A 12756-nucleotide genomic window follows, 5' to 3' on the forward strand; every position below is an offset into this window, starting at 1 on the left:
GTAAGCGTACAGCGAGAACCGTATTGACGGGAACGGGTTATTCAGTTGGCAGGGTTATTCGCCAGGGTAACAGTTCGCTGACCTGATTGACCGGCCAGTCAGCTATGACGTTGAGCACATGACAGAGATACCTCTCTGGCTCCACGCCGTTCAGTTTGCACGTCCCGATCAGGCTGTACAGCAGTGCTCCGCGCTCACCACCGTGGTCAGAGCCGAAGAACAAGAAGTTTTTGCGGCCCAGGCTGACCGTCCGCAGCGCATTTTCAGCGATATTGTTATCGGCTTCAGCCCAGCCATCGTCTGCATAGTACGTCAGTGCTGGCCACTGGTTCAGTGCGTACGCGAACGCCTTCGCCAGCTCTGAGTGTCGCGACAGCGTTTTCATCTTTTCACGCAGCCAGCTTTCCAGGGATTTCAGTCGCGGTTTAGCTTTCTGCTGACGCTCACCAAGACGCTGCTCTGCCGGCATTCCCCGTATTTCAGCCTCGATAGCATACAGTTCGCCTATCCGTTTCAGGGCTTCCTCCGTCAGCACTGATGGAGTACGAACGTGCACATCATGGATCTTGCGGCGGGCGTGAGCCCAGCAGGCTGCTTCAGTTATCTGTCCATTGCGGTACAGCTCGTTGAACCCGGCGTACGCATCCGCCTGCAGAACACCGCTGAAGCCCGCAAGATGGCTCTGCGGATGGATGCCTTTTCTGTCCGGGCTGTAAGCGAACCACACGGCCGGCGCCAGCGCTGACCCGGCGTTGCGGTCGTCGCGAACGTACGTCCACAACCGCCCGGTCTTCGTCTTTTTATTACCTGGTAACAGTACCGGGACGGGCGTGTCATCGGCGTGGAGTTTGCCACCCATCAGGACATAGTCCTGAAGCGCCTCTTCCAGCGGCGACAGTAGCCGGCAGCATGCATCCACCCAGCCCGACAGCAGTGAGCGACTCAGTTCCACGCCCTGGCGGCCGTATATTTCAGACTGGCGGTACAGTGGTGTGTGCTCTGCATACTTTGAGGTCAGCACGCGGGCCAGCAACCCCGGGCCGGCGATACCCCGCTCAATGGGCCGTGAAGGCGCCGCTGCCTGCACGATCGCATCGCACTGAGTACAGGCATGTTTTTCACGTACTGTCCGGATAACCCGGAAGGCGCTGCGCATCAGCTCCAGCTGTTCGGCGGCATCTTCACCCAGGTAACTCAGCGAACCACCGCACTCCGGGCAACAGGATTCTGCCGGAAGCATACGCTTTTCATCACGCGGGAGTGATTCGGGGAACGGTCTGCGGGTGCGGGTCTGACGCAGCGAGCGCTGCACTTCCGGGTCATCCACACGACCGGTCAGCGTATCGCTTTCTTTCTGAAGCACCTTCAGGTCAGCTTCCATCTGTGCGATACGACGGGATACTTTTTCGGAACGGCTGCCGAAGTTCATCCGGCGGAGTTTATCCAGCTGCGCCTGCAGGTGGTCTATTTCGCGCTCACGGTCGGCCAGCTTTTCCAGCAGGGCGCGGTTCAGCGCTTCCTGTTCGGCAAGCCGCTGTTTCAGCAGAAGGATTTCGTCAGAAGAGGTGTCGTTCATAAGCCCGTATTTTACCAGGCTTATTCAGCAACAACCAGGATAAAGAGGCCTACAACATGGTCAGAGATGTCAGCAACCGTTTAGGTTGTCGCCAGTCGATGCCTTCCATCAGCATCGCCAGCTGGGCCGGGGTCAGGAACACTTTGCCATCACGGGCAGAGGGCCAGGCGAAGCGACCACGCTCCAGCCGTTTGGTCAGCAGGCACAGCCCGTCGCCGGTGGACCACAGCAGTTTGACCTGGTTGCCGCTGCGACCCCGGAAGATGAAGACGTGGCCGGACATCGGATCGTCTTTCAGCGCCGTCTGTACTTTTGCGGCAAGACCGTTGAAGCCATTTCTCATATCAGTGGTACCGGCAACCAGCCAGATTTTGGTACCTGTTGGTAACGGGATCATCGCTTCAGCTCCTGTATCAGCAGAGCCAGGAACTTTTCGCTGACAGTGCCGTTGAGGCGGAGCGTCCCGTGCCGGAACGTTATCTCACAGCTGATACTGAGGGCTTCCGGGCTCTCAGTGGGCGGCTCTGGCTGTACGTCAGCGGCATCGAGAGTCACAGGAAGTAGCTGCGGGTTCTCTGAAGAAGGTAATAGCAGCTTTCCCTCGCGCCATTGTTGGCGCCATTTGAACAGCAGATTGGCGTTAATGCCATTTTCAAGCGCCAGTTTTGAGATGGATGTTCCTGGTTCGCAGGAGGCAGCAACGAGTTGTTGCTTAAACTCAGGAGAATAATTAGGGCAGCCTTTTCGCCTGCCGGGAGTCACATTTTTCTGCATATCTGACACTTTGGTTCCCACTACTTATTTGGTGGACACCACTTTGTCGGATGCTTCGGATTATGACCAGACGGTTCACGCTGTACGCTTACCGCTATCGCCATAACCCATGTAGAGATAATACTTATCCATCCATTCAGAGAGGGAAACGGACGCCTGTCGCGACTGCTAGCCGACGTGATGGCCGTTCAGGGAGGATACAAACCGCTGGATTATCAAAGCTGGGAGCAAAACAAAACTCAGTATATATCGGCCATCCATGCTGGCATATCAATGGACTATGAGCCGATGAAACACTGGGTGCGAGAAGCATTAAGAAGGGATTAAACCGCAAGACGCAAATGAGCAAATTTTTTGCGCGTGGCTTCAAGTGAAGCTTCGATCTTCGCGGAGGACTGCCCTGTTTCAACAGCCGTAGATGTTGCTACTGAGCGAACAATGTCAGCACGAGATGGCTTAGCGTAGCTTGCCTGAGTTTTTTTGTGGGTGCTCATAATCACTCCTAAGAAGTTGAATCTGGGCTGAAAGACATCGTTTAAACAGTATACCAAAACTTCTACGCAAATTCATATCAAGCCCCGTCAAAGGCTCACTCATCGGGCAAGCCCTTTAAGCAATATATCAGGTTGGCTAACGGACAACCCCATTATCAGAAAGATAAACAACTAGGCTGCATCCAAACTTCGATCAATTAAGTAATCCTCTGCACCGAGTTTTATCAGTTGTGTTCTTACTGCACGGCTAAATGGTGCATCGGCCCGGGTTCTGGATTGGAGTTGTTCTATTTGTCGTTCAATAGTTCTCATGGGGGCTTCATTGCCCAGAGGGTCTAAGTCTTCGGCACATTGGTGAATAGTTTCAAGGAGTTCTTTAGCCTCCCTCATAACCTGAAATCGTGCTTCACGCATTTTCTCCAAATTGAGGCCATAAATAATGCCAGATTGCCTAACCCTTAATGCTGCCTTACCAACGCAGAGCTTACTTGAAGTAAATCTACCGCTGTCGTCGTAGTCTATATAGGTGAGGTCAGCTTTAACTACAGGGTCTAGCAAAGTGACTTTTTCATCGTTAATACAGCGATTATCCCAGCAGGCTTTAGGGCTACCATCTAGCAGCGGGAACCAACTGCCTTTTCCTACCGTGTTACCTGATTCATCTGTGTTTAAACGGTTACAATTCTGAGCAGAAAGCCTGAAGTTTTCCCAATCAAATGCGAGCCACGCATAACCATCCGCATCGACCAAATCTTCTGTCCTCTTTGCTTCAGCCTTAGGTCGGAAATGATCTACATCGAAATTTGCACCTGCATCTTTAGCTTCTGAATACCAGCACTTCCCATAAGACATTTGGGCTAGGTATTTAGAAAAGCCTCTCCATATATGAGACTTTTTCTTGATGAAACCTTTCCTCTGCTCAGCGGGAAGCTGTTCCAGAGCATCTTGCGCGCGTTGGGCAACGGCAAGTACCTTTGCAGGAATTAGCGTGGCGTCTCGTTTGATGTAAATCATTAGCAACCCTTCTTAGCTTTAAGCGCCTCAATTACATTTTTCATAGCAGCTCGTCTCTGAGCCGCTTTATCCGGTGTTAGTGGTGGTTTATCGCTGTATCTTAGGTCTTGCCATGCTAAAAGAAACTCGCTGTATAACGGGTCCCTGTTTTCAAGTGAAAATCCTAGTCTGTTTAACTCATCATTAAGAAGGTCAAGCTGGTTGTTCTGATCTTCTGTTCGATTTTCGATATGGGCTAGTTCGTTCCTATCGTCCAATAACTTTTGGGTTTCCAGATCCAGTGTTGTATTTAGACCAAAAATCTCAGTAAGTGTGGCCATAAAGCCAGCGCCACGAGGATCTATATAAGGCTCTTGTGAGTGAACATTATTTTCATCGTCACGCCACATGACTTGTACTTGTTGTTTCTTCAGCTCGGCAATAGCTAAAGGATGGTGTGTGACCATTAGTAAATGGCTGGTTTCATGATTGGGTACGAATTCACGCAGGAATTTAAGGTATTTAACGGCCCATGACGGATTAAGGTGGGTATCAGGTTCGTCGAGTAAAAATAAGGAATCTTTACCACCGGTGAACCAGAGTAAGCCCAATACGGTTAATAGCTGTTGTTCACCTTCGCTAAGTTCACGGAAAGTGAGAGGCTCCCTGCTGCTGGTTACTTTCACCCGTATGCTAACCTCAGAGATAATTTCTGACAGCAGAGTGCTTTCAAGCATTTTAAACAGTTCGTCAGCACTGAGATCTCTAGCAAATTCATGTAGTGCGTTTACGTCAGGTAAAAATAGATGAAAGAACTCATTTCGAATATAACTACCCGTTAACGACGTATCTTCTTGACGAGTTACTTTTATCGGTGACAATGTGTGCTGTATCAATTCATCCAAAAAGCGACGAACTACACCTTGTGCTCCCCAGAATAATTCCCCCTTCAGCTTAGCCCACTCAGGTTGGCGCATCACAAAATGAATACTGTCCAATCCCTCAATACCCAAATGCTCCTTAATAAACTTGCGCTGAGGACTATTTTCATCTGACAGGAAAAATGCCAAGAGCACAAACTGACTGTGATAGGGTTTGGCATAAAATAGAGAACGAATATCTGCTTTCAAGTCAAGCTTGTTGTAGAGTAGGTTTCGATAATAATCATCACGATGCTTTCGAAAGTATTTTTCTAATCTATCCGATGGTCCGGAATAATAGGCGAATAGAAAGTTAGGAAGAAACTCTGCTTGTTTGGTTTTCTTATCGCGTTTCACTTTGGAGAAGGGTGTAAGCTTGAAATCCGCTTTGCTATCGTGTTTATCTTTGACATAAACTTGGTATTGCTTTGCTAGCGTTCCGCGGTCTGGATCTGCATCAACCTTGACGTCATACCACTTAACCCCGGCTTCCTCACCTAGTTGATAGTCCAACTCATAAGAAAATGTTGGTGCTTCACCTAAATCAAGATTGCGAAATATAGCAACCAAGGCTTCTAGAACATTGGACTTACCGGAACCATTACGGCCTACGATAACGGTCATCAGGTGGTTTTCGTCAAAGTCCACTTTCACGTTTTCAAGATTTTTAAAGCGTGAGCGAATATGCAGTTTGTCGACTTTCATGGGCTGTCCTTAGTTCTTTGCTTTATTATTAGCCAAGGCGAACCAATCTTGACTGTCGCCACCGCGCTCAAGCTTTACAATGGACTCTTCTATGGTAAGAGCGTCACGTATATCCAGAAAGAACTGTTCCAGTTGCTCAGTACTGCTATCACTAGGGTAACCAGCTGCAGCTAACAATTGTTGGCCACTAAGCGGTTTTCCCGCTTGTTTTAGCGCTTCAACCACTTTGATAATCTGTTTACTCATACGGCCACCTGTATTTTTTTTTATAACGGAACGTGTTGGCTTAGGTTGTTTTTCGATGGCTTCACGTTCTGCCTTAATTTTTTCCAGCAAAGCTTCAGCACTTTTCTCTTCGCTGATTAAATCCGGGTTGGCGGCGCGCCAATCTGCAGTGAGTTCGCCTCGGAAAGCTTTGGCTAGGATTGATTGAGTAATTTTATTGACACGCTCTAATGCAGTTTTAGCTTTTGCTTCGGCAAGAGATGAAAAGTTGAACATTTCTTCGACGCGACTGACGATTTCGATTTGTTCTTTAAACGAAGGGAGTTGTAAAGGGTATGTAGACAAACTCTTTGCAGATAGATTTGGCTGAGCGGATCCGTTATCAAATTCATTAATTAAATCTTTAGCCGGAGGGCTAATAAGAAAATAATATGCGAAATCTCTGTCTATGTAATCACTCGGTCGGATAATTACAAGAGAGGATGCTATTGCCCCTATTTTGTAGTGGACACGTGCAGTTTTTCCCATAGTTGCACCTCGGAGGCAATAAACTAGATCTGTTGATTTCGTCTTTCCCCCACTTAAGGAGTCAAACTTATCCTTGGAAATAAAATTCATGCGTTCATCAGAAAGTGTTCCATCTGAATTAATATGCCCTGTATTTATGAACGGTATTCCATCCTTAACATATTCATTTTTATTAGGGTAGTTTTTTCCTCTATCGCCGTTTATTAGACTAACAACAGAACCCAGTCTTACCCATTGCCATCCTTCAACATGTTCGAGGTAGTGTTCATTTGGGGTTAATTTTGGTAGATTGATATTTTGTTTTACAACTACATTACTGAGTTTATTCTTTAATCGCCATCCCTCCGTCAACTTCCCACTAACTGCGGCGGTGAGGATCGATTGGCGGAAGGTTTTTAGGATTTCTGGGATGCGTTCGAGGCGAGCCTTAATGGCATCCACCTGCACCAACAAGGTATCAAGTTTATCGGCAATAACTTTTTGCTCAGCAAGCGGAGCTACAATAAATGGAGCAGCTAATCCATCTTTAGTTCCGAGTCGAGGCATATTCACGCCGTAGCTTACAGAATTTACAAAATCAATAAAAACTTCAGTTTTCAACCAGTAAAAGAGGTACCTATTGTCAATAAATGGCTCAGCATTTAGAGGCATGATTTCAGTCGAACAAACGCCAGAACTGTCCGCAATGACAACTTTATTTAAGTAAGGTCGCAGTTTCCCGTAAAGGACATCTCCTTTACGGAATTTATTTTTCGTGCTTTTAAATGGTCGTGCAGTTGCATCTAGCCGTTGTATGATCTTCGAGCTATCTTTTTCTATATCTTCGAGCTCAAGTACCCAAGTGTTACCTGTAACGTCAGATAATTCGCATTTTTCGGTTTTACCATAGGGAACTACGTCACCGAGCTGGACTCTCAGCCATGGTAAAGAAGTCTCAATCATTATTCGGCCCCTTCCAATGCGATCAATAAACTATCCAGCTCACTCAATGCTGCTTCTAATTCTTCTTTTGCCTCGCGAGCGAGAACGTTTGGCTCGGATAAACCAGCCGCATCGACACTCTTTTTGTCTTTTAACCATGAGATATCCAGCGAATCGCCTTTATTATTGGCTATCCACTCACGGCTGAAGTAGCGCCAGCGAGAATGGGCTAGCTGTTCATCAACATTCAGGTTTTCTTCTACTGCTTCTGTATCAATTTCAATATCTGTTGCACCAAAGCTGTATTCACCTTCGGTGCGCTTGCTGGTGCCGTCTGGATTATCTCCGAACACTTTTTCGAACGCGCCGAGGTGCTGATCTGTACCGAAATCTTCTGCCGCAAAGCCAATATCTGAATTACCGAAGGGTGTACGTTTACCAAAACTTGGCATATTGGTACGTAGATCGTATACCCAGACGTTCTCAGTGCAGCTATCTTGTTGATATTTATCTTTGTCAGAGCCTTTAGTAAAGAACAGAACATTGGTTTTAACACCTTGGGCGTAAAAAATACCAGTGGGCAGTCGCAAGATAGTATGAAGATTGCACTTATTCATTAAGTCACGACGTACATCGGTACCAACCCCAGATTCGAATAGTACATTATCGGGTACCACTACAGCAGCTCGACCGCCAGCTTTAAGCTTCAAATAAATATGCTGCAAAAAAGCTAATTGCTTATTTGTATTGGGGAATGGAATATCGTTACGTAAAGGACGTTGTCCCCCAGCCTTATTGCCAAAAGGGGGATTGGCTAAGATTACATCGGCTTCATCCAACCCTGCTACGTCATCAGTCAGTGCATCACCATAGATAATGTGTGCATCTAAATCATGTAAAAAGGTATTCATTAAGCAAATTCGACGAGTATTTTTCTCTATTTCCACTCCTTGATATTTAGGAGGGTTCAATTGATACTCTTTTCGTGAATATTTGACTCGAATATAGCTGTCAGCAGAAACTAAGAAGCCACCACTTCCTGACGCAGGATCTTGAATCAATTCGCCAAGACTCGGTTTTATCAATCTCACTATCGTGTTAACTAAAGAGCGTGGAGTAAAATACTGCCCGGCTCCCGAACGCGTATCTTGAGCACTTTTATCAATTAAACCACTATAGAGGTCGCCAAACCCATCTTTTCCTACTTGGTGCCACTCTATTTTCGAAATACCATCTACAACAGCTTTTAAATTTTCAGAATGGGAGAAAACGGTTGTAGGGAATGCGTAAATCTCTCTTATGATTTCATTTTTAACATGCGCACCCAAGTGAGTGAGCATCTCTTGATAAAACCCTAATAATCCTGCTTCTGGATGGGATTCAAGATCAGCCCAGCGGTAGCCTTGAGGTATCAGCTTTTCTGAACCATTTTCTTGAGCAATCTTCAGAAAAAGCAAATAACTTAGTTCAGAAACATACTGATAATAGGTGATACCATCACCTCTTAGTATGTTGCAGAGACTCCAAATTTTTTGAACGATCGTTTCTTGCTTCATATTTTCAATTGACTCAGGATATAGTTACGCTCACTTTAAATGAGAATACACTATAACATACTGAAAAGATACAATGATTTAACCGAGCAACAGCCCAATCTATGAGCCCTCAGATTTAGATAATGTATAACTTGCTTCAATGCTTTTTCTCTATCAAAAGATATGGATGGGACCAGTCAGTTATCTCTTCATATGTAACAAACCCATCATGCTCTAGCGCACAAACGCCTTTATTGCTGGCAACATAATCGTACACAGCCTGACTTTCCAGCCCCTGTAACATGTGCGCAAGCAGCTTTCGGTGCATCTGCGCTGGCTGCCATGCCTGTCTGGCGCTGAAATTCTTCCAGCTACAGTTAAAATTTTGTCCCACAGCATTTTTCACGCAAAGCCCGTATCGATTTGTGGTTCCCGTCGCCAGATAATCCTCGATCAGCCTCTTCAGATCTTCCCGTAGCGGTTGCATCAATTTTTTCCAGCGTTTGAGCACGTTTTCTGCCCTCTTATCGCCGAGAACTTTATTCAGCCTCTTCCTTACTCCACTTTTCACTGAAAGGCTGACCGAACCAGCGCTAAAGACAGCAGCAAACCTAAATTGTTTTACCTCATCCGTGGTGACGCCCAGTTTCTTTGTAATGTAATCCGTTTCCAGCCGCTTCAGGTTTTTATCGGATAATCCGATACGCTGCAGCTCATGACGCAGTATCTCAAGCTGGCTGCTTTTTATATCGTAGTTATAGCCCTGCCCCAGACATGCCCATTTCATGCCTTTTGGCAGATACTGAAACCCCTTCCCCACCTCAAACGAACGCCCGCCCAGCCTAGCCGTACGATATACCTGCCGATATGAGACGATTAACGGACTCAGGCTGATAGCCTCAACACCGGCTTCACAAAGATGGCTGATAAAATTGTGATAATAAACCCTGTTCACAGTGGATGGTTGCTCGTTACAGTACATCCTCAGCGCATCGATGTTAACCGGCAACGCTTCAAGCCGGTCATACACCGCTGCAACCCGCTCACGAAAGGCCTTATCAGGTATATTCCGGGTTGACGTTAAATGCCTGACTTTGCACTTTCGTAACATGGCCTGAGCAAGCCGTTCTTCCAGCGTCATCGGTCCCATACGTCTGCGGTAAACATCGGTCAGATAGCCATACCGATCTTCCAGGTTGAGATAAGCAGTTCTGTCCCCGGGAAACAGCACGTCGAGAAACCGCCGAGAAAGCGCAAATTCCCGGCATTTGTGACGTATAACATCGTGTGTAATGATTCTGATAAACCCTACTTCCTCCAGCTTTTCCAGCGCTCTTTCAAACGGTAGCTCTCTTGAGCGTCTGAATACTGCCGGAGCCACTTTTTCTCCCAGTGCATAAGGAAACGGAACTGAACAGGTCCATAGTCGGTTCCCCTTAAATTGCGACCGCTTACGCGTGTTACGGCTCGCAGTGGCGCTGCAAATAAGATGCTGCAAAAAAATAGCAATGGACATATACCACGTTGGCTTGCATCGTCCGTCACATGTGTCGTCGAATGGAACGCTAAAAATGGCCTCCCTGAAAGCATTCATCGTGCTTTCCGTGACGAGAATATTGTTTTGTGTGCAGTAGGCTTTCATTGTAAGCGTACAGCGAGAACCGTATTGACGGGAACGGGTTATTCAGTTGGCAGGGTTATTCGCCAGGGTAACAGTTCGCTGACCTGATTGACCGGCCAGTCAGCTATGACGTTGAGCACATGACAGAGATACCTCTCTGGCTCCACGCCGTTCAGTTTGCACGTCCCGATCAGGCTGTACAGCAGTGCTCCGCGCTCACCACCGTGGTCAGAGCCGAAGAACAAGAAGTTTTTGCGGCCCAGGCTGACCGTCCGCAGCGCATTTTCAGCGATATTGTTATCGGCTTCAGCCCAGCCATCGTCTGCATAGTACGTCAGTGCTGGCCACTGGTTCAGTGCGTACGCGAACGCCTTCGCCAGCTCTGAGTGTCGCGACAGCGTTTTCATCTTTTCACGCAGCCAGCTTTCCAGGGATTTCAGTCGCGGTTTAGCTTTCTGCTGACGCTCACCAAGACGCTGCTCTGCCGGCATTCCCCGTATTTCAGCCTCGATAGCATACAGTTCGCCTATCCGTTTCAGGGCTTCCTCCGTCAGCACTGATGGAGTACGAACGTGCACATCATGGATCTTGCGGCGGGCGTGAGCCCAGCAGGCTGCTTCAGTTATCTGTCCATTGCGGTACAGCTCGTTGAACCCGGCGTACGCATCCGCCTGCAGAACACCGCTGAAGCCCGCAAGATGGCTCTGCGGATGGATGCCTTTTCTGTCCGGGCTGTAAGCGAACCACACGGCCGGCGCCAGCGCTGACCCGGCGTTGCGGTCGTCGCGAACGTACGTCCACAACCGCCCGGTCTTCGTCTTTTTATTACCTGGTAACAGTACCGGGACGGGCGTGTCATCGGCGTGGAGTTTGCCACCCATCAGGACATAGTCCTGAAGCGCCTCTTCCAGCGGCGACAGTAGCCGGCAGCATGCATCCACCCAGCCCGACAGCAGTGAGCGACTCAGTTCCACGCCCTGGCGGCCGTATATTTCAGACTGGCGGTACAGTGGTGTGTGCTCTGCATACTTTGAGGTCAGCACGCGGGCCAGCAACCCCGGGCCGGCGATACCCCGCTCAATGGGCCGTGAAGGCGCCGCTGCCTGCACGATCGCATCGCACTGAGTACAGGCATGTTTTTCACGTACTGTCCGGATAACCCGGAAGGCGCTGCGCATCAGCTCCAGCTGTTCGGCGGCATCTTCACCCAGGTAACTCAGCGAACCACCGCACTCCGGGCAACAGGATTCTGCCGGAAGCATACGCTTTTCATCACGCGGGAGTGATTCGGGGAACGGTCTGCGGGTGCGGGTCTGACGCAGCGAGCGCTGCACTTCCGGGTCATCCACACGACCGGTCAGCGTATCGCTTTCTTTCTGAAGCACCTTCAGGTCAGCTTCCATCTGTGCGATACGACGGGATACTTTTTCGGAACGGCTGCCGAAGTTCATCCGGCGGAGTTTATCCAGCTGCGCCTGCAGGTGGTCTATTTCGCGCTCACGGTCGGCCAGCTTTTCCAGCAGGGCGCGGTTCAGCGCTTCCTGTTCGGCAAGCCGCTGTTTCAGCAGAAGGATTTCGTCAGAAGAGGTGTCGTTCATAAGCCCGTATTTTACCAGGCTTATTCAGCAACAACCAGGATAAAGAGGCCTACAACATGGTCAGAGATGTCAGCAACCGTTTAGGTTGTCGCCAGTCGATGCCTTCCATCAGCATCGCCAGCTGGGCCGGGGTCAGGAACACTTTGCCATCACGGGCAGAGGGCCAGGCGAAGCGACCACGCTCCAGCCGTTTGGTCAGCAGGCACAGCCCGTCGCCGGTGGACCACAGCAGTTTGACCTGGTTGCCGCTGCGACCCCGGAAGATGAAGACGTGGCCGGACATCGGATCGTCTTTCAGCGCCGTCTGTACTTTTGCGGCAAGACCGTTGAAGCCATTTCTCATATCAGTGGTACCGGCAACCAGCCAGATTTTGGTACCTGTTGGTAACGGGATCATCGCTTCAGCTCCTGTATCAGCAGAGCCAGGAACTTTTCGCTGACAGTGCCGTTGAGGCGGAGCGTCCCGTGCCGGAACGTTATCTCACAGCTGATACTGAGGGCTTCCGGGCTCTCAGTGGGCGGCTCTGGCTGTACGTCAGCGGCATCGAGAGTCACAGGAAGTAGCTGCGGGTTCTCTGAAGAAGGTAATAGCAGCTTTCCCTCGCGCCATTGTTGGCGCCATTTGAACAGCAGATTGGCGTTAATGCCATTTTCAAGCGCCAGTTTTGAGATGGATGTTCCTGGTTCGCAGGAGGCAGCAACGAGTTGTTGCTTAAACTCAGGAGAATAATTAGGGCAGCCTTTTCGCCTGCCGGGAGTCACATTTTTCTGCATATCTGACACTTTGGTTCCCACTACTTATTTGGTGGACACCACTTTGTCGGATGCTTCGGATTATGACCAGACGGTTCACGCTGTACGCTTAC

Annotated in this window: 12 protein-coding genes and 1 pseudogene; 1 reads left to right on the forward strand and 12 read right to left on the reverse strand. The window is 48.8% G+C overall.

Features of this window, described 5'->3' with window-relative positions:
* Nucleotides 1-37: 37 nt before the first annotated feature.
* The 3 genes from tnpC (OGV85_RS06310) to tnpA (OGV85_RS06320) are packed head-to-tail and all read right to left on the reverse strand — an operon-like array spanning nt 38 to nt 2350.
* Entirely contained in the window at nt 38-1576 is a 1539-nt protein-coding gene (gene tnpC, locus OGV85_RS06310) for an IS66 family transposase (protein ID WP_003843773.1), read from the reverse strand.
* Nucleotides 1577-1625: 49 nt separating this feature from the next.
* Nucleotides 1626-1973: an IS66 family insertion sequence element accessory protein TnpB gene (tnpB, locus tag OGV85_RS06315; RefSeq protein ID WP_003843771.1), complete on the reverse strand. Its 348-nt coding sequence runs from the start codon at nt 1971-1973 to the stop codon at nt 1626-1628.
* Nucleotides 1970-2350, reverse strand: coding sequence for an IS66-like element accessory protein TnpA (gene tnpA / locus OGV85_RS06320; protein ID WP_032939119.1), 381 nt, complete (start codon nt 2348-2350; stop codon nt 1970-1972). The genes tnpB (OGV85_RS06315) and tnpA (OGV85_RS06320) overlap by 4 nt, the downstream gene beginning before the upstream one ends.
* An 87-nt stretch (nt 2351-2437) precedes the next feature.
* Here tnpA (OGV85_RS06320) and OGV85_RS06325 point away from each other — a divergent pair.
* Nucleotides 2438-2677: pseudogene (locus OGV85_RS06325) on the forward strand (Fic family protein); the annotation flags it as partial.
* On the opposite strand, the gene OGV85_RS06330 reads toward OGV85_RS06325, so the two are convergent.
* The 9 genes from OGV85_RS06330 to tnpA (OGV85_RS06370) all read right to left on the reverse strand — a co-directional run bounded on the left by OGV85_RS06330 (nt 2674) and on the right by tnpA (OGV85_RS06370) (nt 12664).
* Entirely contained in the window at nt 2674-2844 is a 171-nt protein-coding gene (locus tag OGV85_RS06330; protein ID WP_164881279.1) for a hypothetical protein, read from the reverse strand. The pseudogene OGV85_RS06325 and the gene OGV85_RS06330 sit on opposite strands and share 4 nt — an antisense overlap.
* A 171-nt stretch (nt 2845-3015) precedes the next feature.
* On the reverse strand, nt 3016-3858 hold the full coding sequence (locus tag OGV85_RS06335) for an HNH endonuclease family protein (protein WP_058690648.1): 843 nt from the start codon (nt 3856-3858) through the stop codon (nt 3016-3018).
* Nucleotides 3858-5462 carry an AAA family ATPase gene (locus OGV85_RS06340; RefSeq protein ID WP_058690649.1) on the reverse strand — a complete coding sequence of 535 codons (1605 nt, stop codon included), beginning with the start codon at nt 5460-5462 and terminating at the stop codon, nt 3858-3860. The genes OGV85_RS06335 and OGV85_RS06340 overlap by 1 nt, the downstream gene beginning before the upstream one ends.
* A 9-nt stretch (nt 5463-5471) precedes the next feature.
* A complete protein-coding gene (locus tag OGV85_RS06345; protein WP_058690650.1) occupies nt 5472-7157 on the reverse strand; it encodes a restriction endonuclease subunit S in 1686 nt (561 codons plus the stop codon).
* Nucleotides 7157-8692, reverse strand: a complete 1536-nt coding sequence (locus OGV85_RS06350) for a class I SAM-dependent DNA methyltransferase (RefSeq protein ID WP_058690651.1) — start codon at nt 8690-8692, stop codon at nt 7157-7159. Before OGV85_RS06350 ends, OGV85_RS06345 begins: the two co-directional genes overlap by 1 nt.
* 136 nt (nt 8693-8828) lie before the next feature.
* Complete coding sequence (locus OGV85_RS06355) at nt 8829-10313, reverse strand: hypothetical protein (protein ID WP_063135805.1); 1485 nt, start codon at nt 10311-10313, stop codon at nt 8829-8831.
* 38 nt (nt 10314-10351) lie between these two features.
* Nucleotides 10352-11890 carry an IS66 family transposase gene (gene tnpC / locus OGV85_RS06360; protein WP_003843773.1) on the reverse strand — a complete coding sequence of 513 codons (1539 nt, stop codon included), beginning with the start codon at nt 11888-11890 and terminating at the stop codon, nt 10352-10354.
* A gap of 49 nt (nt 11891-11939) precedes the next feature.
* The gene (tnpB, locus tag OGV85_RS06365) at nt 11940-12287 is read right to left on the reverse strand and encodes an IS66 family insertion sequence element accessory protein TnpB (RefSeq protein ID WP_003843771.1); all 348 of its coding nucleotides are present in this window, start codon (nt 12285-12287) and stop codon (nt 11940-11942) included.
* Nucleotides 12284-12664: an IS66-like element accessory protein TnpA gene (tnpA, locus tag OGV85_RS06370; RefSeq protein ID WP_032939119.1), complete on the reverse strand. Its 381-nt coding sequence runs from the start codon at nt 12662-12664 to the stop codon at nt 12284-12286. The genes tnpB (OGV85_RS06365) and tnpA (OGV85_RS06370) overlap by 4 nt, the downstream gene beginning before the upstream one ends.
* Between the last annotated feature and the right edge of the window lie 92 nt (nt 12665-12756).

It is taken from the genome of Citrobacter sp. Cf132 (assembly GCF_030333885.1).
GTDB lineage: Bacteria > Pseudomonadota > Gammaproteobacteria > Enterobacterales > Enterobacteriaceae > Citrobacter > Citrobacter freundii.